The sequence below is a fragment of the Chthoniobacter flavus Ellin428 genome (genome assembly GCF_000173075.1).
Taxonomy (GTDB): Bacteria; Verrucomicrobiota; Verrucomicrobiia; order Chthoniobacterales; family Chthoniobacteraceae; genus Chthoniobacter; species Chthoniobacter flavus.
In genome coordinates this window covers 44,679-68,105 of record NZ_ABVL01000023.1, presented here as the reverse complement: position 1 = coordinate 68,105, position 23,427 = coordinate 44,679, and the positions used below count along the sequence as shown (strand labels likewise).

General features: G+C 61.3%; 23 protein-coding genes. 8 read left to right on the top strand and 15 right to left on the bottom strand.

What is annotated here, in order from left to right; all coding sequences use genetic code 11:
* The first annotated feature begins 218 nt into the window (after positions 1–218).
* Genes CFE428DRAFT_RS37770 through CFE428DRAFT_RS25950 form a run of 3 tightly spaced genes read left to right on the top strand, consistent with a single transcriptional unit; the run spans position 219 to position 2,774 of the window.
* A complete protein-coding gene (locus CFE428DRAFT_RS37770; protein ID WP_006982661.1) occupies positions 219–794 on the top strand; it encodes a sigma-70 family RNA polymerase sigma factor in 576 nt (191 codons plus the stop codon).
* The gene (locus CFE428DRAFT_RS34515; protein WP_006982660.1) at positions 791–1,558 is read left to right on the top strand and encodes an anti-sigma factor; all 768 of its coding nucleotides are present in this window, start codon (positions 791–793) and stop codon (positions 1,556–1,558) included. The genes CFE428DRAFT_RS37770 and CFE428DRAFT_RS34515 overlap by 4 nt, the downstream gene beginning before the upstream one ends.
* A 58-nt stretch (positions 1,559–1,616) precedes the next feature.
* A complete protein-coding gene (locus tag CFE428DRAFT_RS25950) occupies positions 1,617–2,774 on the top strand; it encodes an alpha/beta hydrolase (protein ID WP_006982659.1) in 1,158 nt (385 codons plus the stop codon).
* A gap of 6 nt (positions 2,775–2,780) precedes the next feature.
* Here the strand turns inward: CFE428DRAFT_RS25950 and CFE428DRAFT_RS25945 are convergent, their stop codons facing one another.
* The 9 genes from CFE428DRAFT_RS25945 to CFE428DRAFT_RS25905 form a co-directional block, all read right to left on the bottom strand.
* On the bottom strand, positions 2,781–3,542 hold the full coding sequence (locus CFE428DRAFT_RS25945; protein WP_006982658.1) for a tetratricopeptide repeat protein: 762 nt from the start codon (positions 3,540–3,542) through the stop codon (positions 2,781–2,783).
* Positions 3,539–4,570, bottom strand: coding sequence for an SAM-dependent methyltransferase (locus CFE428DRAFT_RS25940; RefSeq protein WP_006982657.1), 1,032 nt, complete (start codon positions 4,568–4,570; stop codon positions 3,539–3,541). Before CFE428DRAFT_RS25940 ends, CFE428DRAFT_RS25945 begins: the two co-directional genes overlap by 4 nt.
* Positions 4,571–4,643: 73 nt before the next feature.
* Positions 4,644–5,417: a DUF1295 domain-containing protein gene (locus tag CFE428DRAFT_RS25935; protein WP_006982656.1), complete on the bottom strand. Its 774-nt coding sequence runs from the start codon at positions 5,415–5,417 to the stop codon at positions 4,644–4,646.
* On the bottom strand, positions 5,414–5,914 hold the full coding sequence (locus CFE428DRAFT_RS25930; RefSeq protein WP_006982655.1) for a DUF2062 domain-containing protein: 501 nt from the start codon (positions 5,912–5,914) through the stop codon (positions 5,414–5,416). The genes CFE428DRAFT_RS25935 and CFE428DRAFT_RS25930 overlap by 4 nt, the downstream gene beginning before the upstream one ends.
* Entirely contained in the window at positions 5,911–6,117 is a 207-nt protein-coding gene (locus tag CFE428DRAFT_RS25925; RefSeq protein WP_006982654.1) for a YgaP family membrane protein, read from the bottom strand. The genes CFE428DRAFT_RS25930 and CFE428DRAFT_RS25925 overlap by 4 nt, the downstream gene beginning before the upstream one ends.
* 9 nt (positions 6,118–6,126) lie before the next feature.
* Positions 6,127–7,410, bottom strand: a complete 1,284-nt coding sequence (locus tag CFE428DRAFT_RS25920; RefSeq protein WP_006982653.1) for an SAM-dependent methyltransferase — start codon at positions 7,408–7,410, stop codon at positions 6,127–6,129.
* Positions 7,407–8,210 carry a DUF1365 domain-containing protein gene (locus tag CFE428DRAFT_RS25915; RefSeq protein ID WP_006982652.1) on the bottom strand — a complete coding sequence of 268 codons (804 nt, stop codon included), beginning with the start codon at positions 8,208–8,210 and terminating at the stop codon, positions 7,407–7,409. The genes CFE428DRAFT_RS25920 and CFE428DRAFT_RS25915 overlap by 4 nt, the downstream gene beginning before the upstream one ends.
* The gene (locus CFE428DRAFT_RS25910) at positions 8,207–9,481 is read right to left on the bottom strand and encodes an NAD(P)/FAD-dependent oxidoreductase (protein WP_006982651.1); all 1,275 of its coding nucleotides are present in this window, start codon (positions 9,479–9,481) and stop codon (positions 8,207–8,209) included. The genes CFE428DRAFT_RS25915 and CFE428DRAFT_RS25910 overlap by 4 nt, the downstream gene beginning before the upstream one ends.
* Positions 9,482–9,505: 24 nt before the next feature.
* On the bottom strand, positions 9,506–10,438 hold the full coding sequence (locus tag CFE428DRAFT_RS25905) for an acyl-CoA desaturase (RefSeq protein WP_006982650.1): 933 nt from the start codon (positions 10,436–10,438) through the stop codon (positions 9,506–9,508).
* A 190-nt stretch (positions 10,439–10,628) separates the two neighbouring features.
* On the opposite strand from CFE428DRAFT_RS25905, the gene CFE428DRAFT_RS25900 reads away from it, so the two are divergent.
* On the top strand, positions 10,629–11,138 hold the full coding sequence (locus CFE428DRAFT_RS25900; protein ID WP_006982649.1) for a peroxiredoxin: 510 nt from the start codon (positions 10,629–10,631) through the stop codon (positions 11,136–11,138).
* Positions 11,139–11,145: 7 nt separating this feature from the next.
* Here the strand turns inward: CFE428DRAFT_RS25900 and CFE428DRAFT_RS25895 are convergent, their stop codons facing one another.
* From CFE428DRAFT_RS25895 to leuS, 4 genes are all read right to left on the bottom strand, one after another.
* Positions 11,146–11,472, bottom strand: a complete 327-nt coding sequence (locus tag CFE428DRAFT_RS25895; protein ID WP_006982648.1) for an STAS domain-containing protein — start codon at positions 11,470–11,472, stop codon at positions 11,146–11,148.
* Between the two features lie 111 nt (positions 11,473–11,583).
* Complete coding sequence (locus CFE428DRAFT_RS25890) at positions 11,584–12,186, bottom strand: type II secretion system protein (protein ID WP_042725814.1); 603 nt, start codon at positions 12,184–12,186, stop codon at positions 11,584–11,586.
* An 11-nt stretch (positions 12,187–12,197) separates the two neighbouring features.
* Entirely contained in the window at positions 12,198–13,238 is a 1,041-nt protein-coding gene (locus CFE428DRAFT_RS25885; RefSeq protein WP_006982646.1) for a hypothetical protein, read from the bottom strand.
* A 68-nt stretch (positions 13,239–13,306) separates the two neighbouring features.
* Complete coding sequence (leuS, locus tag CFE428DRAFT_RS25880) at positions 13,307–16,036, bottom strand: leucine--tRNA ligase (protein WP_006982645.1); 2,730 nt, start codon at positions 16,034–16,036, stop codon at positions 13,307–13,309.
* A gap of 134 nt (positions 16,037–16,170) precedes the next feature.
* Here leuS and rdgB point away from each other — a divergent pair, with 134 nt between their 5' ends.
* Entirely contained in the window at positions 16,171–16,770 is a 600-nt protein-coding gene (gene rdgB / locus CFE428DRAFT_RS25875) for an RdgB/HAM1 family non-canonical purine NTP pyrophosphatase (RefSeq protein WP_006982644.1), read from the top strand.
* Between the two features lie 560 nt (positions 16,771–17,330).
* On the opposite strand, the gene CFE428DRAFT_RS25870 is transcribed toward rdgB, so the two are convergent.
* Positions 17,331–18,023: an alpha/beta hydrolase family protein gene (locus tag CFE428DRAFT_RS25870; RefSeq protein ID WP_157447634.1), complete on the bottom strand. Its 693-nt coding sequence runs from the start codon at positions 18,021–18,023 to the stop codon at positions 17,331–17,333.
* Between the two features lie 148 nt (positions 18,024–18,171).
* Positions 18,172–20,874: a hybrid sensor histidine kinase/response regulator gene (locus CFE428DRAFT_RS34510; protein WP_006982642.1), complete on the bottom strand. Its 2,703-nt coding sequence runs from the start codon at positions 20,872–20,874 to the stop codon at positions 18,172–18,174.
* A gap of 345 nt (positions 20,875–21,219) precedes the next feature.
* Here CFE428DRAFT_RS34510 and CFE428DRAFT_RS25860 point away from each other — a divergent pair, with 345 nt between their 5' ends.
* The 3 genes from CFE428DRAFT_RS25860 to CFE428DRAFT_RS41575 all read left to right on the top strand — a co-directional run bounded on the left by CFE428DRAFT_RS25860 (position 21,220) and on the right by CFE428DRAFT_RS41575 (position 23,424).
* Positions 21,220–21,555 (top strand): hypothetical protein, encoded by a 336-nt coding sequence (locus CFE428DRAFT_RS25860; RefSeq protein WP_006982641.1) that lies wholly within the window; start codon positions 21,220–21,222, stop codon positions 21,553–21,555.
* 73 nt (positions 21,556–21,628) lie between these two features.
* Positions 21,629–22,270 (top strand): hypothetical protein, encoded by a 642-nt coding sequence (locus CFE428DRAFT_RS25855; RefSeq protein WP_157447633.1) that lies wholly within the window; start codon positions 21,629–21,631, stop codon positions 22,268–22,270.
* Positions 22,267–23,424: an AAA family ATPase gene (locus CFE428DRAFT_RS41575; RefSeq protein WP_006982639.1), complete on the top strand. Its 1,158-nt coding sequence runs from the start codon at positions 22,267–22,269 to the stop codon at positions 23,422–23,424. Before CFE428DRAFT_RS25855 ends, CFE428DRAFT_RS41575 begins: the two co-directional genes overlap by 4 nt.
* Positions 23,425–23,427: the final 3 nt, after the last annotated feature.

Here is a 23,427-nt window from a genome sequence, read left to right as displayed (position 1 = left end):
TGGGAAGAATGGGAGTCATAGGAGTCCTATTCCTCCCATCCTTCCTATTCTTCCTATCCCCCGCCACTTTCCTGCATCTCTTTCCCGCCGGCCAGCGTCTAAACCACGTGTTAGCCACTTGCCAAACGCTTTGGAACCCCGCAGTGTCCGGCGCCAGTCTGTCTGTCGCTTTGGAAATGCACGCTGGTGTTTTCAATGCCTCGGCTGGCTCACGATCCATGACCCCAGCTCAGCAAAGCGACCGCCAGATCGATGCACAATTGCTTGCGCGCATCGCCGCGGGTGATGAGGCGGCCTTCGGCGCCCTCTACGATCGCTTTTCTCCCGGCCTGTATTCGTTCGTCCTCAAGATGACGCGCGACGAAAAGGAGGCGGAGGACGTGCTGCAGGAAGGCTTCGCGCACATCTGGCGCCGGGCGTCGACGTATGATCCGGCGCGGAGCAGTCCTTTCACCTGGGCAGTGATGATCTTGCGCAACAAAACCATCGATCGCCTGCGCGTGCGCCAGCGTTTCGACCGCACGATCGAGAAGGCCACGGTGGAGTTCAGCCATTTTCCCGAAGTCGATGATGCCGCTGCCGGCGAGGCGGCGCGTCGCGACGAAGGGGCGCGGGTGCGTTCCGCGCTCACGCAAATCCCCGCCGAGCAAAAGCAGGCGGTGGAACTCGCTTTTTTCAGCGGCCTCACGCATGAGCAAATCGCCGAGAAGCTCGGCGCCCCGCTCGGCACGATCAAGGCCCGCATCCGTCGCGGCCTGCTCAAGCTGCGCGAATTCCTGGAGGAGGTCGCATGATCGACGAACATCGCCAGGACCTCGCCGCGGAATATGCCCTCGGTGCGCTCGATCCTGAAGCGACGCTCGCCTTCGAGGCTCTGCTCGCCAACGATCGCGAATTGAAAGCGCTGGCCGACAGCCTGCGCGAAACCGCCGCGGCGCTGGCGCACGATGCGCCGGCACAATTGCCACCGCCGGAATTGCGCGAACGCATTCTCGCGCGCGTTCGGGCCGAGGCGAGCACGCCGGCTTCCACATCCCAACCAATGACCCAAGCAAACGCACCCACGCAGTCGAGCGGCGGGGGAAATCTCCTGCCGTGGGCGCTGGCCGCCGGCTTCGCCATCTCCACCGCCGCCTTCTGGGTGGAGCGCGGCCAATTGCAACAAGATCGCGATGCCTTGCTCCAGGACCGCAAGGAATGGCAGGCGCGCGACACGCTGGCGAAGGTGAAGATCGCCACGCTTTCCGCGCAAGTCGAAGCCTACGCCAAGGCCAGTGCGGTCATCGTGTGGGATCCGGAAAGGCAGCGCGGCGTGCTCAAGCTCGCGAACATCCCACAACCGGCTTCCGGCAAGGACTACCAGCTCTGGGTGATCGATCCGAAATACCCTCAGCCGGTCAGTGGAGGAATTGTGACGGTGGATGCCGGCGGACTGGCCCACGTTTTCTTTGAGCCGAAAAAACCGATCAGCAAGTCGGACAAATTTGCCATCAGCGTGGAACCCGCGGGTGGCATGCCTGAACCCACGGGCCCGATCGTTCTCCTGAGCAGTAATTGAGTGACATTTCCGACCCGCGGTTCTTGAACGTCGGCGGCTGCCGCGTGTCTTTTCTCGGATGATGCGGATTTGGTCGCTGTTTCGCCTGCTGAGCGCCGTGGTGCTTTGCGGAGCGGCGGCCTTTGCCGTGGTGAAGGTGCCCACGATGGCGCTCTTCCCCGTGGCCGTGGTCGCCACGGAATACGGACACTGGCTTTTCCTCATTCCGTTGGTCCTGGCATTTCTGCCGGTGGCCCGCACGCGCATCAATTGCTTCGGGACCGCCTTCGCACTCGCCGCTTCCGTGCTCTTTTTGTCCTCGGTCGTGCGCGCGATTCCCGTGGCCTATCGCCTGCCGAAACAGCTCGCGGAAGCCTTCCCCAGCAGCGCGCCGGCGGCCCATAGCGCGGACGATCCCACGCCGCTTTCGTGGAAGAAGCTGTGGTTTCCGCCGAAGGTCGAACCCGTCCCCGTCGAAACGTACACCTACGCGCAGCACGGCAATGACGCGCTGCACCTCTTGCTCTATCGTCACCACGGGACTTCGCCCGCGCCGTGTGTCATCGCCATTCACGGCGGCGGCTGGATAAACGGCTCGGTGTCGGAAGGCGCCCCGCTGAATCACTGTCTCGCTCGCGAAGGCTACGCGGTCGCGGCGATCGAATACCGCCTTGCGCCCCGCTGGACGTGGCCTGCCCAGCGCGACGACGTCTTCGATGCCATCGACTATCTCCGCCAGCACGCCGCGCAGTTTGGCGTCGACCCACAGCGCTTTGTCCTGCTGGGCCGTTCCGCCGGCGGACAGATCGCAGAAGCCGTCGCCTACGGCGCGCACGATCGCACCATTCGCGGCTGCATCGCTTTCTATTCCCCGGCGGACATGCATTACGCTTTCAAATACGCGCGCGCCGACGACATCCTCAATTCCCTGAAACTCGTCCGGCAATACATGGGCGGTGATCCAACAGATGCCCGCGCGAATTACGACGGGGCCTCGAGCATTTTGCTCGCGAACAGCGACAGCCCGCCGACGTTACTTATCCACGGCCGACGCGATGAGCTGGTGTGGTATCTGCAAAGCGAACGGCTCTCCCGGCGGCTCGACAGCGTCGGCACGCCGCATTGCTTCGTGCGCCTCCCGTGGGCGACCCACGCCTTCGATTTCAATTTCAACGGCCCGGGCGGACAAATCAGCACCTACGCCGTGGAAACCTTCCTGCGCGCGGTCACGCAGTAACGGCCTTCAGAGTTTCCTCAACGCCTCGCGGCCGCGCTCCTTGGCGCCCGGGTCGTCCTTCTCACGATTCGGTAACGCCAGGCCTTTGTTCAATTCCGCCCGCGCGAGGTCCTTTTCTCCCATGGCAGCATAGGTGCGGCCCAACTCGATGTGATGCACCACACGTTGCGGCGCGAGCTCGATGGCTTTCTTGAAATTCTTCACCGCGTCTTCATACGAGGCCGGAGGCAAGTCGCCATAGATCAATTTCGCAATCACCCGCAGCACGGGATTCAGACTCGCCAATTCATAATTCCACGCCCCGAGCACGTGATAACCGTAGTCCAGCGACGGATCGAGCTTGAGCGCCTTATCGACGTGCTCCTTCACCAGCTTGGAGTAAGCGATCTTCGTCTTGTTATCGAGATACGGCGCGATGCGGCCGTAGCAGATCGCCAGTCCCAGTTGCGACACCGCATTGTTCGGATCCGCGGCCACGGCATGCTGCGAATACTCGAGACTCTTTTCTCCCAGCTTGCGTTGCTCGTCTCGCGATTTCGTGTCGACCATCGAAAGCGAATATTCCCGCGAAATCTTGCTGAGCACTTCAGCACTTTTGCCACCGAGCTTTTCGGCTTCGAGATACGCGGCAAGCGCCTCCGGGGTCTTGAGTTGTTCATCCGCGGCATCCCCCCTGGCGATCGCCGCGGCAATCGAGTCATCGGCCGCGAAGGCAGATGTCATCAGCCAAAGGGCAGCGAGGACGCTCTGGAGGGCAAAAGCTTTCACGGTTTGCGGAAGCGATAGTGCGAGACGATCCACTCGTCCCCACCGCGATAACCCCACAGCTCCGCGCAAGCCATGAAAAAGACGCGCCAGTAAACCCACCATCGCGTGGTCTGCTCCTCGCCATAAGTTTGCGCGAAGATGGGCAGAATCTCGGTGCGATGCGCGTCCATGTTTTGCAGCCAGGCTTCGGCGGTCTTTTGATAGTGCGCGCCGCTCACCGTCCAACGTGTCTCGAGACGCACGTCGTCCTGAAAATGCAGCAGCGTGTCATGCGACGGCATCTGCCCACCGGAGAAAAAGTAACGCGTCATCCAATCGCTCGGCCCCTTGTCCTCGTAGTGATAGGCGATTTCGCGGTGCGTGAAGATGTGCACGAAAAGCTTCCCGCCCGGGGCCAGCCAGCGCGCCACCCTGGCGAGCAGCAGTTGGTAATTCTTCATGTGTTCGAACATCTCGACCGACACCACGCGGTCGAATGTCTCGGCGATGTCGAAGACATTCATATCCGCGGTGATGATCGTGAGATTCGGCCATCCGCGTTGCGCGGCCTCCGCATCGATGTGTTCCTTCTGGGTGCGCGAATTCGAGACCGCGGTAATGCGGGCCTGTGGATATTTCTCCGCCATCCACAACGACAGCGAACCCCAGCCACAACCGAGTTCGAGAATGCGCTGCCCATCGGCAAGCTCGGCGCGCTCGCAAGTCAGCGCGAGCATCTTCTCCTCGGCCTCATCGAGCGTATTCACTCCCACCGGCCAGTATCCGGAGCTGTATTTCAGCCGCTTGCCGAGCGCGTATTGATAGAAGTGCGTCGGCACTTCGTAGTGCTGCTCGTTGGCCGCGTGGGTCTGGACCGCGATGGGGCTCCGCCGCAGGCCATCGATATGCGCCTGCAATCGCGCCTGACGCTCTTCCGTGCTGCCCGCCCCTTTCTCCCGCAACGTCTCCCTGAGCAGATGACGGATGCCGAGCCGGATCAGCGGATCGGGAACCACATTGGCCTCGAGAATGGAGTCGACGGAAATCATGGAATGTCAGGCGAGACGCGTGATACTTGTTCGCAAGAAGTCTTCTTACAGATGCAATCAAATCGAAGAACGATCAGATCCTTTTCGGGAACCAGGGGATGAAGCCGCTCGTGGTGCGCTGATACTCGCGGTAAGCGTCGCCTTTGCTTTTGAGCGCGTATTCTTCGGTGAGCGGAATGCCGGTTACCTTGGTGAGGAAGTAATACATGAGCGCAGGGCAGAGGAGCGTGATCCAGCCGTGAGGCGAGCTGAGCGAGGCTACCGCGAAGCCGACCCAGATGAGGAACTCGAAAAAGTAATTGGGATGGCGTGAATAGTGCCACAGGCCGACGTTGCAAACCCGCCCGTGATTGGCAGGGGCACTCTTGAAGCGCATCATCTGGCGGTCGGCGGTGGTTTCGCCATGGAAGGCAACCAGCACGACCGCGAGGCCGATCTTGTCGAGGACCTGAAGCGGCACGGGCGACCAGGCCGCGAAGAGGAAGGGCAGGGAAAAAATCAGCACGATCCCCGCCTGGAGTTCGTGGAAGAGCAGGAACATCCCGCTACCGGGCCAGCGGGCGCGCAGACCTTCGTAACGAACGTCTTCTTTCGGATGATGTTTCAGGACACGGAAAAAGAGGTAGGTGCCGAGACGCAGGCTCCACGCCATGCCGAACACGGTGAAAGCGATCTTGCGCTGGATGTTGCCAGGCCCGACCGCGGAGTAGATCGGAGCGAGGATGGCAACACCGTAACTCCAGATGACATCGAGGAAGGAGTAGTTGCGGATCTTCAGGCCAATCGCCCAGACCATCGCGAAGGCGACGAGCATCAAGACGAGACCGATGAGCAACCAGTGGATCATCGCGCGTGAATGCGGGCGGCGAGCGCGCGCAGAAAGGGACGGGTCGCGTAGTAGATCGCAGCGCCGGCGAAGGGAGCGAGCACGAGCCAGACGAGGACGCCGCCCAGGGCGATGAGACCGAAGTCCTTGAAGAACTGTCCGGCGTCGGCTCGGAAGCGGGCGAAGAGCAGCCGGATATTCAGCGGCACCGGCTTGAGGCCGAGGAGATATTCACCCGCACGATAGAAAGGGATGAGCAGGATGAGCTGCAGCGGGTAGGCGAGGTAATTGACGATCTGAATGATTGGCTGATTGAGCCGCAGCGCGAAGGCGACCAGTCCGCAAAGGAGCGTGGTCGCGCCAATGATCGGGAAGATGCTGATCAGCAGCCCCAGCGCGATGGTCAGCGCGATCTTTTCCGGGGTGATGCCTTGCTTGAGTTGATTGACTATCGGCGTGACCACGCGCCGCTGCCAGAAGGCGGCAGCGGGAGGCGCGGTCGCAGGTGCAGCCGTCATGGGCGCTTCCGTTCGCAGGTGCTGATGCCGAGCATTTCGTAGCCTTTGCAATTGCCGGTGAAGAGCCGGTAGAAGCAGCACGCCGCCCAAAACAGGCGCCAGGGTTTCAGCGGACGCAAGCCCGCGGCGAGCAGCATCGCGCCGATAATGCCGGCGGCATAGCGTTCCGTTTCACTGACGTTGACGACGGGTTTGGAGATCATGCTGGCAGCTCAATAAGTAGTGTGGAGGGAGCGATTGTTGGGCCGCGTATAGATGGCCTGGACAACGCTGATATTGCGGCCGGCGAAGGCCGCTTCGCAGTATTGGAGATAGTAGTTCCACTTGCGAATGAATCGTTCATCGAAGCCGAGCGCGCGCACGCCGGCAAGTTGGGCGTTGAAGTTCTTCCACCACACGTGGAGCGTTCGCGCATAGCTGGCGCCGAGGTCTTCCAAGTCATGCGGGAAAAGATCGCCCGTGCGCTGGAGCATGGCATTCACCCGGCCGACGCTGAGGAGCAACGAGCCGGGGAAGATGTGCTTTTGGATGAAGTCGATCCCGCGGCGCAACTCGGCGTGGCGGCAATCCGGCACGGTGATGTATTGCAGGGCGACCAGGCCATTCGGCTTCAGCAGTGCATTCAGCTTCGCCAGGTAGGTCGGCAGATAGCGATCGCCCAACGCCTCCATCATCTCGATGGAGACGATCTTGTCATACTGCCCCTCGATATGCCGGTAGTCCTGCAGTCGCACCTCCACGCGATCCGCGAGGTCTTCCCGGACGATACGTTCCCGGGCGAATTTGAACTGCTCCTCGGAAATCGTGACGGTGGTGACGCGCACGCCGTATTGCTTCGCGGCGTGGCAGGCCATCCCACCCCAACCGCTGCCGATCTCCAGCAGATGCTCTCCGGCGCGGACCTTCAGCTTGCGGCAAAGCGCGTCGTACTTCGCGATCTGGGCATCGCGCAACGACTGGCCCGGTGCGGTGAAACAGGCGCTCGAATAGGTCATCGTCTCGTCGAGCCACAGCCGATAGAAATCGTTCCCGAGGTCGTAGTGCTCGGCGATGTTGCGACGCGCGATAGTCACGTCATTCGGGCGCAGGAGGTGCCGCGCGCGATTGTAAAATTTGAGCAGGTTCAGCGCGAAGGAGCGAACTTTCGAACCGGACATCGCGGGCGAATTTTCCACATTCAGGATGGCCCAGGCGATGACGCGCTCGATCGAATCGGTGTCCCAATCGCCGTCGACATAGCTTTCGCCAAAACCGACATCACCGAAGAGGACACACTTTTGGAAAAACGCTGCGGAACGGACGGAAATCGTTGCATCCACTTCGGCACCGGGTATGCCGATCATCCGCAAGGCGCCGCCCGGCAACTCGAGACGCAGGGAGCCGGCGGTCATTTTCTCGAGCGCGTCCAGGACGAGGCGCTGATAGAGGCTGGCTGGCGCGGCCGATGAAGCCGGCGTGAGCAAAGGAGCGGGATTGAGGGTGGCGGTTTCGTTCATGGCGCTTTGGCGGCGAGAGAGGCGTGCGGACGGAGGACATCGCGCTGCAGATCGCGGCGATCGGCTTTGCGATACCACGGCAGGCGTTGCCTCCACAGGAGGAGGGCGTGCCAGTGGATGAGGAAGATGACCCTCAAGGTGATGAGCGGATACTTGAGCGTGAACCACGCAAGCTGTGCCGTGGTGAGCGGCGCGCGTTTTCCGGTCAGCGAGCTGAGCAACACACGGCGTTCGCCTTCGCGATCGTCGATGTGGATTTCCAACTGATCTCCGGGGACGTGGAGCTTGAAATCGAAGGCGAGATCGAGCGCGGAGAATGGCGAGACGTAGAAGTGTTTCGGGGTGATGAGCCGGAAGGCATTTTTGCCGGACGGCTCGCGCAGGAAATACGGCTTCATCTCACCGAAGGTATTGCCCACCTCGACCACCGCGCAGAGCGGCGCGCCGGTGGCATCGTGGCAGAAGTAGAAGGAGACCGGATTGAAGATGTAGCCGAGCACGCGCGGCAACGTGACGAGGGTAATGCGTCCGTCCGCGGGAAATGAGATGTCGTGCTGCGCGAGATAAGTGATGAGGTTTTCGCGCGCGGAGGTCGCTTCGCCGCCCGGAAGGGTCAGATGGTCGCGGTCTCGAAAGGCGTAGAGATTCCATTGGTTGCGGCTGAAGAGCGGCACCTCCCTGGCAATTGTGTCGAGCTCATCCAGATCGAGCGCGAACAGGAAGATCCGATAGCGGAAGTGATGTTCCTTCGGCCCCAACCGATGGTGCATGACACTGCATTCGTAGAGGCAGGAGTTCATGACCAGATGGCTTCTCCGGTGACGGCGCGCGCACATTCCAGCGCGCTGGTGAAGCCGTCCTCGTGGAAGCCGTATTTGAACCACGCACCAGCGTAATAGGTCGTCTGGCCGGACGCGAGACGGTTGAGTTGCGGCAGTTCTTTCTGCGCATCGATAGCCGCGAGATCGAAGAGGGGGTGTTCGTACTCGATCCGCCGCAGCACTTTTTCTGGGGCGATGCGATCGTGCGCGTTGAGCGAGACGAAGTAGTTCCGATTTCGCGAGAGCCCTTGGAGGCTGTTCATCCAATAGTGCGTCGTCGGCAAGACCTGCCCATCGGGACCGGCGTCGATGCGATAGTTCCACGAAGCCCAGCAGCGCTCGGTCTTTGGCATGAACGCGCAATCGGTGTGCAGCGTCGCGATATTCGACTCATATTGGAATTTGCTCAGCAGACGCGTCTCCATGTCGGTGGGGTCGGCGAGCAAGGCGAGGGACTGGTCGGCGTGACAGGCGAGGATCACCTTGTCGAATTCGCGCCGGTTTCCATCCTTCGAAGCCACGCACGCTTTGGTTCCGTTACGTGTAATCTGCATCGCGGCGTTCTTCAATTTCACCCGCTCGGGCAGGAGCGCAGTGATCTTTTCCACATAGCTTTTCGCGCCATGCGTGACGGTGAACCAGGGGTGCTGGGTGTGCAGGCCGAGGAAGCCGTGGTTGTGCCAGAAGCGCAGCAGGGTCATGGCAGGAAAATCGAGCATCTTCTCCGGAGGCGTGCTCCACACCGCACTGCTCATCGGCACGAGATAGAAATTCAGCATGTCCTCGCCGTAGCCGCGCTCGGCGACGTAATCGCGCAGCGTGTATTCCGCGAAACGCGCATCCTCGAGCGCGGATACCGCTTCGGCGTTGAAGCGATTGATCTGCGCGAGCATGCGCCAGTGGCGTGGGCGAAAAAGATTGCGCCGCTGACCGAAGAGGAGATCCAGGCTGCCGCCGTTGTACTCCAGGCCGGTGGGAACATGCTGCACGCTGAAGGACATGCTCGTCGGCTTGGTCTCGACATCCAGCTCGCGAAAAAGTCGGGTGAGATTCGGGTAGGTGACATGGTTGAAAACCATGAACCCGGTGTCGATCGGCACCGCGTGTCCGCATTCATCGACGATGATGGTATTGGTATGCCCACCGGCGTAATCGTTCTGTTCGTAGATCGTGAGATCGAAACGCTCGCGTAGAAAATACGCGCACCCAAGGCCGGCGATTCCAGTTCCGATGATCGCGAGGGTCTGCACGGGGTTCGACGTTAAAGCCTGTGTTTATGCCGCTTCCGGGACGACCGGCAGGCGATGCGCTTCCTCGAGCACGCTGCGAGGGACGGGTTTCAAGTCCCAGACCAAGCCCGCCCAGGAGAGCAGCTTGAGCAGGTAGTAAGTGACGTCGATTTCCCACCAGACGAATCCCTGCCGCGCGGCGCCCATGTAGCGGTGATGATTATTGTGCCAGCCTTCACCGAGGGTGATCACGGCCAGCGCGAGATTGTTGCGACTGTCATCCGCGGTCTGGAAACGGCGTGAACCGAAGACGTGGGCCAGGGAGTTGATGAAGAGCGTGCCGTGCAAAAGGACGACCGTGCTGACGAAGAATCCCCAGACGAACATCTGCGCGCCGGAGGTACCGAGGACGGACGCATGCACGTGCAGGATGGCGCCGAGGAAGTAGAGGCCGGCACCGAAAAGCAACGGCACGATGAGGTCGAAGCGATTGAGGAAGACGAGTTCCGGGTACCGTGCAAAATCCCGGATGGAATCGTAGTTCGTCGGGAAGTTTTTGCTGCTCGTCATCCAGCCAATGTGCGCCCACCAGAAACCGCGCAGGCCGGGAGAATGCACATCGGGCTCCTGGTCGGCGTGTTTGTGATGATGGCGGTGGACAGACGCCCACCAAAGCGCGCCGCGCTGGATGGCGGTATTGCCGAAGACAGCGAGGAGAAATTGCATCGTCCGGGACGTGCGAAAGGAACGATGCGAAAAGTAGCGATGGTAAAAACCGGTGATGGCGAACATGCGCGCCAGGTAAAGCGCCATGGCCACGGCCACCGCCACCGGGCTCCAGCCGACCCAGATCACCGCAACGCAACCGAGGTGGAGGAAGAGAAACGGCAGGCAGCGGCGGAACTCGAACCGATCCGGTCGCTCCCGCACCGCGTCCGGGCCTTCGGGGAAATAATCGGAGTCCACCCACTGGCGCATGGTGATGAGCGCCCGACGAGCGAGAGGCAGGAGAGTCGCGGATGAAGCAGGAAATTGATCAGCCACGTTGATCTTCTGCGCCCGACATCTCGCTTTGGATGCGCGGAAAATTTTGTTCACCGGCTTGCGCCCATTCGATTCCGCTCCGGCGACGCATCCAAAAGTTGCTGTCATCCGCAGTATAAACGTAATGAAGATCTCGCATCTCGTTCGTTATATGTCGTTTCTCGCTTTTCTAGGACTGAAAACTGCCGCTGCCATCGATATCGGGGCGCCGGCTCCAGCGGTCACGGCTCCCGATGAAGCCGGCCAACCGGTGCATTTCGCGGATTACTACAGCAAGGGGGTGACCCTCGTTTATTTCTATCCCAAAGCCGACACCCCGGGCTGCACCAAGGAAGCGTGCAGCCTGCGCGACTCGTTCGATGGATTGAAGGCGCGCGGTTTGCAGATCCTCGGAGTGAGCGAGGACCAGCCCGACGCGCAAAAGAAGTTCCGGGACAAATACCATTTGCCGTTCGTGCTGGTGGCCGATTCCGATGGCGCCGTGGCGAAAGCCTTTGGCGTGCCGACGTTCCTCGGGTTTGCCAAGCGGCAGTCCTTCCTCGTGAAGGAAGGCAAGATCGTCTGGCGCGACCTGAGTGTCTCGCCGGGGACGCATGTCGCCGAGGTGAACAAGGCGCTCGATACGCTGAAGTAAGCAAATTCTACGTCCCCGCGACAGCGGTGGCCTGGTCGGGATAGATGCTGAAGATCTGGTCGAGTCGAGCGATCTCGAAGATGTTGCGCACGCTGTCGCGCAGGCCAAACATGGCAAACTTTCCGCCGTAACTTTGGATGCGCTGCAGCGTCTCGATCATCGTCGCGAGGCCTGAGCTATCGATGTAAGTGACCTGCGAAAAGTCCACGAGGATGCGGGGCACTTTCTGCGAGACGAGCGGTTCCAGCGTCTCCTTGACCTGCGGAGACCGATGCAAATCGATTTCCCCCTCCAGCGCGAGGATTCCGGTCTGGTTTTGAGGAGCGGTGGGCATGCGGTCGGAGTGTTAGCAGCAAAACCCGTACGCTGCAACGCCGTTGCACGATGCCCCTTATCGGACCGCTAGGCGAAGATCAGTTCGATTCGCAAGCCATTTCCCAAGGCGCTACTTCTTGGGCATTTTCGCCCGCCGGGAGGTCCGCACGTGGCCGTCGGCGTACAAAGCGTAGATCATTTTGCCCGCGCCGACGTTCCCGTCCGAGGCGTAATGCACCGCGCTCCAGTCGGTGCACAACTGGAGACGCGAAGGCGGAATCTGCATGAGGACGCCGCGGCGCCGGGAGAGAATCGACGGCGTGTTTTCGTTGTTATCCTCGGAATAGGGAGACCACATGTAGCTCGAGTGCGGGGTCATCTGCGCGTATAAGTTCGGGCCCCTCAAATCGGCCGGGCACTGGAGATTGACCGGAGTGATGCCATAGGGCGCCAACGCCTGATCAATCGGCTTGGCCGGAACGCCCAAGGCATCCGAGACCACGTTGCCACTGGGATCGATCTCCACGATCGGGTAGACGTTGTCGTTATCCGTGGCCGCGGCATTGGCCGAGACGCCAATCTGCCGCAGGTTGTTCATGCACTTCGTATCGTACGCCTTGGTGGTCATGTTCTGCACCACCGGCATGAGAATCCCGGCCAGGATGGCGATGATGGCAATGACGCACAGCAACTCGATGAGCGTGAAGCCGCGATTCTTGGATGACTGCAACATAGGACGCTTCATTACTTGCCGGTGGCCGCCGCCATGCGCCCGAGATAGGCGCCGGCGCGCTGAATGCGCTGCTGCGGGGTGCGACGGGAATCGCGGTTATTGCTCGCGTTATCGATCTTATCCTGCACGGTCGGATCGCTCATCATCTGCTGGATCGCGGCGGCCCGCTGCTCGGGCGTCATGTCGCGGAGCGAATCAAAGAACTGCTTGCGTTGCGCATGTTCCGCAGCAAGGGCGTCGTGCTCGGCCTTGGGCAACTTGGCGATCTCATTTTGGAAGCGCTCCTCCACGGCGTCACGGTCGAAACCGCCGCGGCCACGGCCGCCATCTCCGAAATTACCGGCAAAACGCGGCTCGCCATCGTCCGCCCCACGGTCACGGCGATCCTCGCCCCGGTCGGCACGCCGCTCGGAACCCTGCAGCAAAAAGACCTCTTCATATTTGCCATGCGCGGAGCTGACCAGCTTCGGCAGGGCGGAAGTGATCGCGCCCGACTTCGGCGCTTTCACCGCCGGATTGAAATTCTCCGGCACATAGAAAGTGGCGGACACATTCTTGGCCGCTTCCTTCAGGTAACCTTGCAACGTCGCATCCGAAATGGTTTTGACCGTCCACGTATCCTTGCGCGGATCGGGCAGCACGTCCGGCTCCTCGCCCGTAGGTTGGAGCGGGACGAAAAGGCGGTGCCAGCCTTCGGTTTTCTGGCCGGCAGTGAAATTGGCCAGGGCGCTGGAGACGGAACTCTTATCCGGCCCGATGTAATAGGTCAGCTGCCAGCGCGAGTCCGTGACCGTGGAAAGCGTTTCCATGGCCTCCGCGACGGAAACGTTGTCCACCCACATGGCTACGGCCTTGTTCAGGTCCATGTTGGTCTTGATCGTGACGTGCCCCTGCTTCTCGATCGTCCGAATCACCTGGCTGAGCGGCTGTCCCTTGGAGTGCACGGTGACGAGCCCCCAATGGGTCCAGAAATAATGGACGACTTGACCTGTGAGGAGGAGCAACAGGACCACGAGCACCCACTGATTTCGGGTAAGTTTTGGCAGCTTCATATGGAGATTACGAGGGATTAACGTCGTACAACCCCCAAGCTGCCTATAAAGTTGCAGGTTTTTTCGCCTCAACCGGCGACGACGATGTTCACCAGTTTGCCGGGAACGACGACCACTTTCTTGATCTCTTTCCCAGCAGTCCACTCGGCGATCTTGCTGGAAGCGCGGGCGGCGGCCTCGACCTCCTCCTTGGAGGCCTCTTTCTTGACGATAATCTTGTCGCGGACCTTGCCGTTGACCTGCAGAACGATCTCGATCTCGTCCTCGACCAGCAGCGCTGCGTCGTAGGCCGGCCAGGGCTCGGTCGCCAGCGGTTTGGCGCCGTTTTCGTCGAAGCCCAGCCGTTCCCAGAGCTCTTCGGTGAGATGCGGGGCAAAGGGGTTCAGGACCTGCAACAGGCTGCGCAAAGCCTTGCGTGGACGCGGGTTGGCGTTCGTGAAGGTATTCACGAAGATCATCATTTGCGAGATGGCCGTATTGAAGCCCAGCGACTCGATGTCTTCGCCCACCTTCTTGATGGTGGCATGGATGACCTTGAGCTGCGCCTTGTCGGGCTCGATGTCCTGCAGGGCGGACGAGAGGACCCATTCGCCAGCCTGGTTTTCTTCCACGGCCAGACGCCAGACGCGGGCGAGGAAGCGGGCCACGCCCTCGACCCCCGCCATGCTCCAGGGCTTGGTCTGCTCCAGCGGTCCCATGAACATCTCATAGCAGCGCAGGGCGTCCGCTCCGTATTCGGTGATGACGTCGTCCGGATTGACCACGTTCCCGCGGCTCTTGGACATCTTCTGCCCATCCTCACCGAGGATGATGCCTTGGTTGACCAGTCGCTGGAAGGGTTCCGGCGTGCTGACGTAGCCGAGATCGAAAAGCACCTTGTGCCAGAAACGGGCATAGAGCAGGTGCAACACCGCGTGCTCCGTACCGCCGACATACAGGTCGACGCCGCCGGGGCGCACTTTGGCGCCGGCCGGTTGCTCGACGGTGCCGGTCATCCAATAACGCTCGGCATCCACCCCGACGAAGCGGTTGTGGTTCACGGGGTCGCAATAGCGCAGGTAATACCAGCAGGAACCCGCCCACTGGGGCATGGTGTTGGTCTCGCGGGTCGCCTTGTCGGAGTAGCGGACCCATTGCGTGGCCTTGGCCAGCGGCGGCTCGCCGGTGCCGGTCGGCTTGAAGTCGTCCAGCGGTGGCGGGTTCACCGGCAGATGGGTGTCCGGCAACGCCCGGTGCTTGCCGTCCTCCCAGACGATCGGGAAGGGCTCGCCCCAGTAGCGTTGACGCGAGAACAGCCAGTCGCGCAGCTTGTAGTTGATCGTCTTCCGGGCGAGCCCGCGGCCGGTGAGCTGCCGCACGATCTCGACCTTGGCGTCCGCTGTGGACAGTCCATCCAACGGGCCGGAATGGATCGCATAACCCTCGCCGACAAAGACTTCCAGCGGCTCCGCCTGGCACGGGCTCGAGCCTCCGCCCAAGCCCAGCGTCGGCGTATCCGAAACGACCTCGCGGATGGGCAGCGCATACTTGCGGGCAAACTCCCAGTCGCGCTCATCGTGCGCTGGCACCGCCATGATCGCGCCGGTGCCGTAGCCCAGCAGCACGTAATCCGCGATCCAGATCGGGATGCGCTCGACGTTCACCGGGTTGATGGCAAAGGCGCCGGTCCACACACCAGTCTTTTCCTTGGAAAGCTCGGTGCGCTCCAAGTCGCTCTTGCGGGCGGTTTTCTCCTTGTATTCCTCCACGGCGCCCGCCTGCTCTTCCGTGACGATGCGTTCGACCAGCGGATGCTCCGGTGCCAGCACCATATAAGTGGCGCCGTACAGGGTATCCGGCCGGGTGGTGAAGACGGTGATCTTCTCTTCCGAACCCGCGACGGTAAATTGCACCTCGGCGCCTTCGCTGCGACCGATCCAATTGCGTTGCAGCAGCTTGATCGACTCCGGCCAGTCCAGCCCGTCGAGCTCATCGATGAGCCGCTGGGCATAGGTCGTGATGCGCAGCATCCACTGGCGCATGGGCCGGCGCTCGACCGGGTGGCCGCCGACCTCACTCTTGCCGTCGATGACTTCTTCGTTCGCCAATACCGTGCCCAAGGCCGGGCACCAATTCACCGGCGCCTCGCTCACATAAGCCAGGCGATGATGATCGATGATGGCCTCGCGCACTGCGCGGCGGCGCTCCGGCGGCAGGTCGCCGCTGTGGGCGCGCAGGCCGGCCAGGTAGTCGTCGTCCTTCCATTCGTCGGTGCGCTTCGGCTCATCGGCCAGCGCATCCTCGAGCAGCGAAATGGGGCGCGACTTCTGCAGGAAAGGATCGAAATAGCTGTGGTAGAGGCGCAGGAAGATCCACTGAGTCCAGCAATAGTAGCCAGGGTCGGTGGTGTTCACCTCGCGCTGCCAGTCGTAGGCAAAGCCAATCTTTTTCAGCTGCGTGCGGAAGCGCCCAACATTCTCCGCGGTCGTGACCGACGGATGCTGTCCCGTCTTGATCGCATACTGCTCCGCCGGCAGGCCAAAGGCGTCCCAGCCCATCGGGTGCAGCACATTGCAGCCACGCATCTTCTTGTAACGCCCGATGATATCCGTGGCAGTGTAGCCTTCCGGATGACCCACGTGCAGCCCCGCACCGCTGGGGTAAGGGAACATATCGAGCACGTAATACTTCGGCCGCGCGGGATCGAACCCGGGGTCCCCGGGATTGGGCGCGTGAAAGGTGCGCGCCGATTCCCAGCGTTCCTGCCACTTGGGCTCAATCTGATCGTAAGGATATGGACGGCGGCGCTCGGTGCTCATGACGGAAAAAGGGCTGAAACTCTGGCGGGGGTCGCCACAAGATGCAAGCAAGCGCAATATTGTTGTCCTCGTTCATGGTCCGTGGTCTCCGTCCGCTTGCCTTGCGGCGTCCCTCTTCGGCATGCTCAGCCATCATGCCTCGTCTCCTCATCGCCACGAAGAATGCCCACAAAACGGAAGAGATCCGCGCGATCCTCGGTGCCGATTGGGACGTGACCGATCTCAACGCGCATCCCGAAGTCCCCGCGCCCGAGGAGACGGGGGCGACCTTCGCGGAAAACGCAGCGATCAAAGCCATCGCCGGCTCGCAGCTCTTCCCGAGCTACGTGTTGAGTGATGATTCCGGCCTTGAGGTCGATGCCCTCGGCGGTGCACCGGGCGTGATCTCCGCGCGCTACGCCGGGCCAGAGGCGACCGACGCCGACAACCGCGCCAGGCTCCTCGGCGAACTCGCCGCCGATTCCGTGCGTGGCAAGGCGCGATCCGCGCGTTTCCGTTGCGTGATGTGCGTGGCCCGCGATGGCGCTGTGCTCGGCACTTTCGACGGCGCGGTCGAAGGGGTGATCATCAACCGGGAGCGCGGCGAAGGTGGATTCGGTTACGACTCGCTGTTTGTGCCTGCGGGATATTGCGAGACCTTCGGCCAGCTCTCCGCCGAGACCAAGAACAAGGAAAGCCATCGAGCGCGGGCACTGGCCAAGGCACGGGAGTTTCTGCAACGATTGAACGCCTGATCTATTGCCGCTGCTGCATTTAAGCGCAGAGGACCGAGGCGGAGGTGGGGAATAGTGGTAGCCGGTAATGGGCGAGCCGCCGAGAACGCAGAGGGCCGCAGAGGAAGAAAAGGATGAAGGCGGAAGGATGAAAAAGCGCGGAACCCGGCGGCGAGGAACCCGGCGGCGAATGTCGATCCCAAAAAAAACGCGTAGCGCACTTCACTTCACTCTTCCTCTGGGGCCGTCTGCGTTCTCGGCGTCCTCTGCTCCGAAAATAGATTGGAGGAAGAAAAAACCCGTCACGGAGGTTTACCAAGGATGAGGTGCATGGCGGCTTCTTGGTTATGGAAACGACCGGACTGGCCAGACCTCGCTTAAGGAGACAATCTGCTCCGCGTGCTCATGGCAACAATCTGTGGTTCGACTGCGAGGCCCGGGTCAGACTGCGTTGCAGGTTCTATCACACCACAGAGATTACGACCTCGGACCAGCCAGGACGTCCCGTAACAGCTTAACCCATTTTCATCCACTGTGCTGAACGAAGTTCATGTGGACTGCGTTAAAACGGGGGGCCGGTCTTAGCAGAGCGCCGCGTTGCTGCACCGAAGGTGCGCGTCGAAGAAATGCAACGCCTGCCGGACGGCGACCAGGCCCGCGCCGGCTGAAAGTAAATGCCGTTCGCCCGGGAGAAAGAGCGTCTGCACCGGCGTGTGTAATTTCTCGCAAAGGCTTTGCAGCTCGAGCGCATTGGTAAACGACACACGCTGATCCTCGCGGCCATGCACGATCAACATCGGCGGCAACCGCCGCACGCCCGCGGCCGTCTCCGCATCGACGCCACCCGCGAGTTCCACGATGGCTTTGACACGCTCGTCCCGCGCGGCCTGCGCCACGGCGAGGTAGCCGCCGAGCGAATAGCCAAACATGCCGATGTGCTCGGTATCGACATCCTCTCGAGACGAAAGGAAATCGATCGCGTCGTGAATCGTCTCCAGCCAGGCCGGCCCATTCGTCTTGATGAGTGTCTCGGTGGCGTACGTAGTTCCCGTCCGGTCGAAATACTCCACGAGGAAAGTGTCGAACCCTTGCGTCGCGACGGCGCGCCCCATGTGCGAGATGTAGCGGTTCCCGGCGTCCGCTCCGCCGGCACCACGCAAGACGAGCACCGCCGGCGAATACGCCCGCTGGCTACGCCATGCCTGGATGCCAATTCTTCGGCCGCCACTGGTAAAGGATAGCTCCTCCTCCTGGATGCGAGCAGAGTCTTTCATGTCCTGCATTCGCATGTCGACAAACCTCTGCGCGTCTCAAAGATGACGGCGCACCGCTCGACAAATAGGAGGAATGGGAAGAATAGGAGGTATAGGACTCCCATAACTCCCATCGCCCCCGCCGACGGCGAAGATCGCCGCCCGCCAATCATCCTCCGGCCAACGCTGCGCTTAAATCGTTTGCGGCCACATGCCCATTCCCTCCGCGCGTTGCCAGGGCCTCACGGACGGTTTGCAGCAGAGTGTCGCTGCCGTAGGGCTTGTTGAGCAGCGCCTGGATATTCATTTGCTCGAGCTCGGCGAGTTGCCGCTTTTCCGCCAGGCCCGTGGAGCCGACGATCGGGATGCCGGGCCTGATCTTGCGCAGCGCGTGGATGAGCGCCACGCCGCCCATGTAAGGCATCATGAGGTCGGTGATGACGAGATCGATGCGGCCCACATTTTGGGCGAACGTGGTGAGCGCCTCCGTGCCATCGGTCGCGACCAACACGGTGTAGCCACTGGCTTCGAGCGACAATTGCACCAGCCGGCGCACGTGTTCCTCGTCATCGACCACGAGCAGGCATTCGCCATTGCCGCGCGGCAATCCGTTGAGCGGTTGGCTGGCCCTGGCGTCCTCGCTTTCCTGGCCCATGGCAGGCAGGTGAATGCGGAACGTCGTCCCGAAGCCGGTTTGGCTGGAAACCCCGACGTGCCCGTGATGACTCTTGATGATGCCCAACACCGTGGAAAGGCCAAGGCCGGTTCCCTTGCCCAAGCCCTTCGTGGTGAAAAAGGGATCGAAGATGCGCTCGACGATTTCCGGGGGGATGCCGGTCCCCTCGTCCTGCACTTCCAGGATCACATTGGGCCCGGCCGTGGCGCCGGGCAGCATGCCCGCGTAGCTGCTGTCGACCATGGCATTTTTACCCCGGATACGCAGCTTGCCGCCGGTGGGCATGGCATCGCGCGCGTTCACGCAGAGATTGAGCATCACCTGGTGCAACTGCGTGGAGTCGCCGACCACCCGCCAGAGGTCCGGAGCGAGTTCCGTCTCGATGCGAATGTCTTTCGGGAAGGTCTGGCCGAGGATCTTGATGATTTCCTGGATGATCGACGCGAGCGATGTCGGACGGCGCACGCCGTCGAGCCCCCGGCCGAAAGTCAGCACCTGCTTGACGATTTCCGCGCCACGGGTGGCGCTGAGTTCGATGGTGGAAATCACGTTCTCGAAAGTTTCCTTTTCCAGGTTCCGGCGCAGCAGCGGCACGGACATCATGATCGGCGAGAGAATGTTGTTGAGATCGTGGGCCACGCCGCTGGCCAGGGTGCCGATGCTCTCCATCCGCTGGGCGCGCAAGAAACGCGCCTCGAGTTCGCGTTGCTCCGTCATGTCGGCGTGAATGAGGAACACCGACTTCGGTTTGCCCCTCTCGTCGCGCACCAGCGTCGCTCGCGAGTTCACGATCACTTTCTTGCCCTGGCGATCGGTCTGGATGATTTCTCCGTGCCACTCATCCTTGATCAGGAGTTCCGCGTTCCGCTGCTCGAGTTGGGCGGAATCGATGTCAATGAATTCGCGGAAATGATTTCCCAGCGTTTCGTCCGCGCTCCATCCGTAGAGATTCTCGGCGCCCTTGTTCCAGAAGGTGATGAGCCCGTCGTAATAGCCGTGCACAAAAATCGCATCGTGCGCGAGATTGAGCATTGCCGCCTGCTCGCGCATGCGTTCCTCCGACAGCTTCCGCGTAGAGATGTCACGAATCACCGCCACCACATACGGCTTTTCCAACTGGACCAATTTCCCATTGAACTCGATCGGGTAGGCAGTGCCATCCTTGCAATAGTGGCGCGCTTCGCCGGTCACCGCCTCGCCGGCTTGCATCTGCTCCATGTACCGGCTCCACACTGACGGTGGGATATCCGGGTTGATATCGAAGACCCTCATCTTGAGATATTCCTCGCGGGTGAAACCGGACTCCGCCGGCCCTTTGGCGCTCACGTCCAAAAAGCGCCCGGACTCCGGGTCGATGACTTCGAAAGTATCGTTGGAGGCGTCGACCAGCTTGCGGAACAACTGGAGATCGAATTGCGCCTGGCGGCGCTCGGTGACGTCCTCCGAAATGCCGGCCACGCGGTAGACATTGCCATCCGCATCGCGCACGGGGAATGCACGGTCGCTGATCCAGCGCACCGCGCCATCGGGGCGAACGATGCGATATTCTTCCTGGTAGCTCCCGTCCACCTGGCGGGTCAGCGCGGCCGCCAGCACGCGCTCGCGATCCTCCGGATGGATCGCTTCCAGCCACTGCTTCGGCGAGGCGTACAAGCTTTCACAGGTGTGACCCCAGATTTTTTCATACGCGTCACTGACGAAAAGCATTTCAGTCTTTTCGACATTGGTCATCCAAAAGACCTGTTCGATGTTTTGCACTACCTCGCGAAACCGTTCCTCGCTCTCGCGCAATTGCGCCACGGTTTTGAGCTGCTCATGGCGCAATCGCCTTTGGGAAATGGCTTGGGTCACGGCGGACTCGAGCCGGCTCAGACACCCCTTCAGCAGGTAATCCGTCGCGCCGCGGCGCATTGCTTCCACGGCCATTTCTTCGCCGATGGAGCCGGAGATGATGATGAAGGGCACATCGATCTCGGCGAGTTGCTTGAGCTCGAGCGCGCGCATGCCGCCGAATCCCGGCATCTCGTAGTCGGAAATAATCAAGTCCAGCGAAGGACTTAGCCAACGAAGAAAGTCCTCTTCCTTGGAGACAACGTGATACTCAAACTCGAACCCCGCACCGCGCAGGGCCCAGATGAGCAGATCGGCATCGTCGGGATTGTCTTCGGCAATGAGTAAGTTCAGGGGGCTGGCCATGTCATGTTATGGAGCAAGTCATAGGCCTAATCAGTGGACAACTTACGTATAAACCCCCTGTGATTTACCAATAAGAACGCGTCATTAAAATCGCTACATGCGCTCGAAGTGAACTTTTACGGGAGCTACCCCGCCATGAAGGAATTGGGCGGTTACAATGATAAGTTCACCACTCATATCGCGGGAGCTGATACTATCTTTATGGTGACGGGGAGTTATCCAAGCTAGATCGGAAAGCCGGTCGAACTTTGCTCCTTACTCTGGAGAGGCATAGGGTCTGCCCTGCCCCGCCGCCAACTCGCGGTGTGCCTCCGTCGGGCGTGTGATGTGCTATCCTAACACCACGTGACGCATTTGCCGTGGTATCCCGATAACATCGACAACTCCCTTGCCTGGATCTTCGGGATTGTCTTCATGCTCGTCGTGATGGGGATTATCAGCTTCTGGCCGGCATCGCGTGGGCACTGGTCGGCGGTGCTGCTCGCGGCGCCCTCGGTCGTGCTCGGCGGCCTGCTCATCTGGAACATTGTCGCTCCCATCCGGCCGGATTCGCCGATGCCGGATTTGTGGTTCCTCTTCCCCGCACCGCTCGCCGTCGGGCTGGCTTCCATTTTGTTTTGGATGGCCGCGCGGCATTCCAGGCGGGAAGCACAAGAGTCGAGCGACGAAGAGCCATCGTAAATTCGCGCACGCCGCGGTGACGATTGAATTCCTCGTTCCGCACACGTTCCCGATTTGCCGCGCGCGGAAATTCATGCGACAAAGTCCGCCCCACTCCATGGATTTGCCGGAATTTTTGATACAGCTTGGTGAGAATGGCTTAGCCGTCGTCAGTGATCAGGAAACGATCGGCGGGGCAGTCGAGGAAATCGTCCGGGGTTGGGATGCCGTGCAGCGCCAGAACCTGCCAGGCACCGCCCCGGATCTGGTCCCCGCAGCCGCAACTTGGGCCGCCATACGCTTGTATCGCGGATGCCAGGCACTCGTCTGCCGGGAGATTCCGCCCGCAGAGATGGCCGCCTTTCTCCGTGAGCCGTGCCCCTGTCCGGAATCTCCGGCGGTCGACTACTCGGTCGATCTCGTTTTCCGTTTTCTGCCCGACCTCCTGGCAATCGCCCGGCGCGTCTCGACAGACGATCCGCTCGTTACGGAACTGCTCGCACTGGCCCGGGCGTGGCCGCTTTCTTCCGTGGGCATGGAGGGCGTAGGCACGGTGAATGCCGCCCGTCTGCTCCGCGACCCTTGCCTGCGCCAGCTTTATATCGACCGGATCCTGCTCAGCGGTGACACCGCGCGACTGAACGACGATGCCGTCCGCGCGGCGGCGAAAGCCGCTCTGGGCGCCTATCCCGAGCTGGCTCCGGAAATCGCCACCGCCTTGCAAACCACTCCATGAGCACCTCTGTCGAACATCCCTCCGCCCTCGAGATAGCCCGCCGGCTCCACGCCGAAGTGCTCGACCCCATGAAGCAAAGCTTCGTGGGTAAAGACGAAATCGTCGACCTGCTCGGGCTCTGCCTCGTGGGGCGGCGAAAACCTGTTCCTGCTCGGCCCTCCCGGCACGGCGAAAAGCGCGCTGGGTTCACGAACTTCGCCGAGCGCATGGGCGGCCACAGCTTTCGACTATCTGCTCACCCGCTTTCACCGAGGCGAATGAACTCTTTGGCCCATTCGATATCCGCAAGCTGCGCGAGGGCGAGCTGGTCACCAACACCGAAGGCATGCTGGCCGAAAGCGTCACTCGTCTTTCTCGATGAGCTGCTCAATGCCAATAGCGCGATCCTCAACAGCCTGTTGCTCGCGCTGAATGAACGGCTCTTTCGCCGCGGCAAGGAGTCACGGCGGATGCGCGCGCTGATGTTCGTCGGCGCAAGCAATCATCTCCCCGAAGACGAAGCGCTGAAGGCGCTCTTCGACCGCTTCCTGCTCCGCGTGCGCTCGAACAACGTCGCTCCCGAACAGCTCATTGCCGTGCTCGACGCGGGTTGGAAACAGCAACGAGCCGAACATTTGCCGCCCGCCACCTTGCACTTCGACGATGTGGAAGCGTTGCAAAAGCTGCTCCCGCTCGTCGATCTCACCGCGGTGCGCGGGCCCTACGCGGAACTCGTGCAGCGCATTCGTCACGCGGGCATCGTCTTGTCCGACCGGCGCGCGGTAAAATTGCAACGGCTCATCGCCGCCAGCGCACTGCTCTGCACGCGCATGGCCGCACGTCTCTCGGACCTGTGGGTGCTCAAGCACATCTGGGATACCGAGGAGCAGTGCGAAGTCCTGCAATCGCTCGTCAACACGGCGCTCGGACAGGAAGCGGCGGCGGGGGGCGATCACCCACGCTCCCGCGCCGGCGAGGAAGCCGATGCCGAACACCTGGCGCGCGATCTTGAGGCCATCGCCGCGCAATTACCGAAAGCCGATGCCACTGAGCTCGCTTATCTGCGCGACCGGCTGGGCATTCTCGATGGCCGTTGCCAATGGGTGGCCGACCAGCAGCAGCGAGAATTCCTGGCGCAGAAAGTCGCGGAACTGTGGACTCAGTTCAAACGCTGAAAT

Excerpts from the sequence above, each read along its gene's own strand:
- CFE428DRAFT_RS37770 (WP_006982661.1), top strand. The coding sequence starts at position 219 with ATGACCCCAGCTCAGCAAAGCGACCGCCAGATCGATGCACAATTGCTT.
- CFE428DRAFT_RS34515 (WP_006982660.1), top strand. The coding sequence starts at position 791 with ATGATCGACGAACATCGCCAGGACCTCGCCGCGGAATATGCCCTCGGT.
- CFE428DRAFT_RS25950 (WP_006982659.1), top strand. The coding sequence starts at position 1,617 with ATGATGCGGATTTGGTCGCTGTTTCGCCTGCTGAGCGCCGTGGTGCTT.
- CFE428DRAFT_RS25940 (WP_006982657.1), bottom strand. The coding sequence starts at position 4,570 with ATGATTTCCGTCGACTCCATTCTCGAGGCCAATGTGGTTCCCGATCCG.
- CFE428DRAFT_RS25935 (WP_006982656.1), bottom strand. The coding sequence starts at position 5,417 with ATGATCCACTGGTTGCTCATCGGTCTCGTCTTGATGCTCGTCGCCTTC.
- CFE428DRAFT_RS25930 (WP_006982655.1), bottom strand. The coding sequence starts at position 5,914 with ATGACGGCTGCACCTGCGACCGCGCCTCCCGCTGCCGCCTTCTGGCAG.
- CFE428DRAFT_RS25925 (WP_006982654.1), bottom strand. The coding sequence starts at position 6,117 with ATGATCTCCAAACCCGTCGTCAACGTCAGTGAAACGGAACGCTATGCC.
- CFE428DRAFT_RS25920 (WP_006982653.1), bottom strand. The coding sequence starts at position 7,410 with ATGAACGAAACCGCCACCCTCAATCCCGCTCCTTTGCTCACGCCGGCT.
- CFE428DRAFT_RS25915 (WP_006982652.1), bottom strand. The coding sequence starts at position 8,210 with ATGAACTCCTGCCTCTACGAATGCAGTGTCATGCACCATCGGTTGGGG.
- CFE428DRAFT_RS25905 (WP_006982650.1), bottom strand. The coding sequence starts at position 10,438 with ATGCGCCAGTGGGTGGACTCCGATTATTTCCCCGAAGGCCCGGACGCG.
- CFE428DRAFT_RS25900 (WP_006982649.1), top strand. The coding sequence starts at position 10,629 with ATGAAGATCTCGCATCTCGTTCGTTATATGTCGTTTCTCGCTTTTCTA.
- CFE428DRAFT_RS25895 (WP_006982648.1), bottom strand. The coding sequence starts at position 11,472 with ATGCCCACCGCTCCTCAAAACCAGACCGGAATCCTCGCGCTGGAGGGG.
- CFE428DRAFT_RS25890 (WP_042725814.1), bottom strand. The coding sequence starts at position 12,186 with ATGTTGCAGTCATCCAAGAATCGCGGCTTCACGCTCATCGAGTTGCTG.
- CFE428DRAFT_RS25885 (WP_006982646.1), bottom strand. The coding sequence starts at position 13,238 with ATGAAGCTGCCAAAACTTACCCGAAATCAGTGGGTGCTCGTGGTCCTG.
- leuS (WP_006982645.1), bottom strand. The coding sequence starts at position 16,036 with ATGAGCACCGAGCGCCGCCGTCCATATCCTTACGATCAGATTGAGCCC.
- rdgB (WP_006982644.1), top strand. The coding sequence starts at position 16,171 with ATGCCTCGTCTCCTCATCGCCACGAAGAATGCCCACAAAACGGAAGAG.
- CFE428DRAFT_RS25870 (WP_157447634.1), bottom strand. The coding sequence starts at position 18,023 with ATGAAAGACTCTGCTCGCATCCAGGAGGAGGAGCTATCCTTTACCAGT.
- CFE428DRAFT_RS34510 (WP_006982642.1), bottom strand. The coding sequence starts at position 20,874 with ATGGCCAGCCCCCTGAACTTACTCATTGCCGAAGACAATCCCGACGAT.
- CFE428DRAFT_RS25855 (WP_157447633.1), top strand. The coding sequence starts at position 21,629 with ATGCGACAAAGTCCGCCCCACTCCATGGATTTGCCGGAATTTTTGATA.
- CFE428DRAFT_RS41575 (WP_006982639.1), top strand. The coding sequence starts at position 22,267 with ATGAGCACCTCTGTCGAACATCCCTCCGCCCTCGAGATAGCCCGCCGG.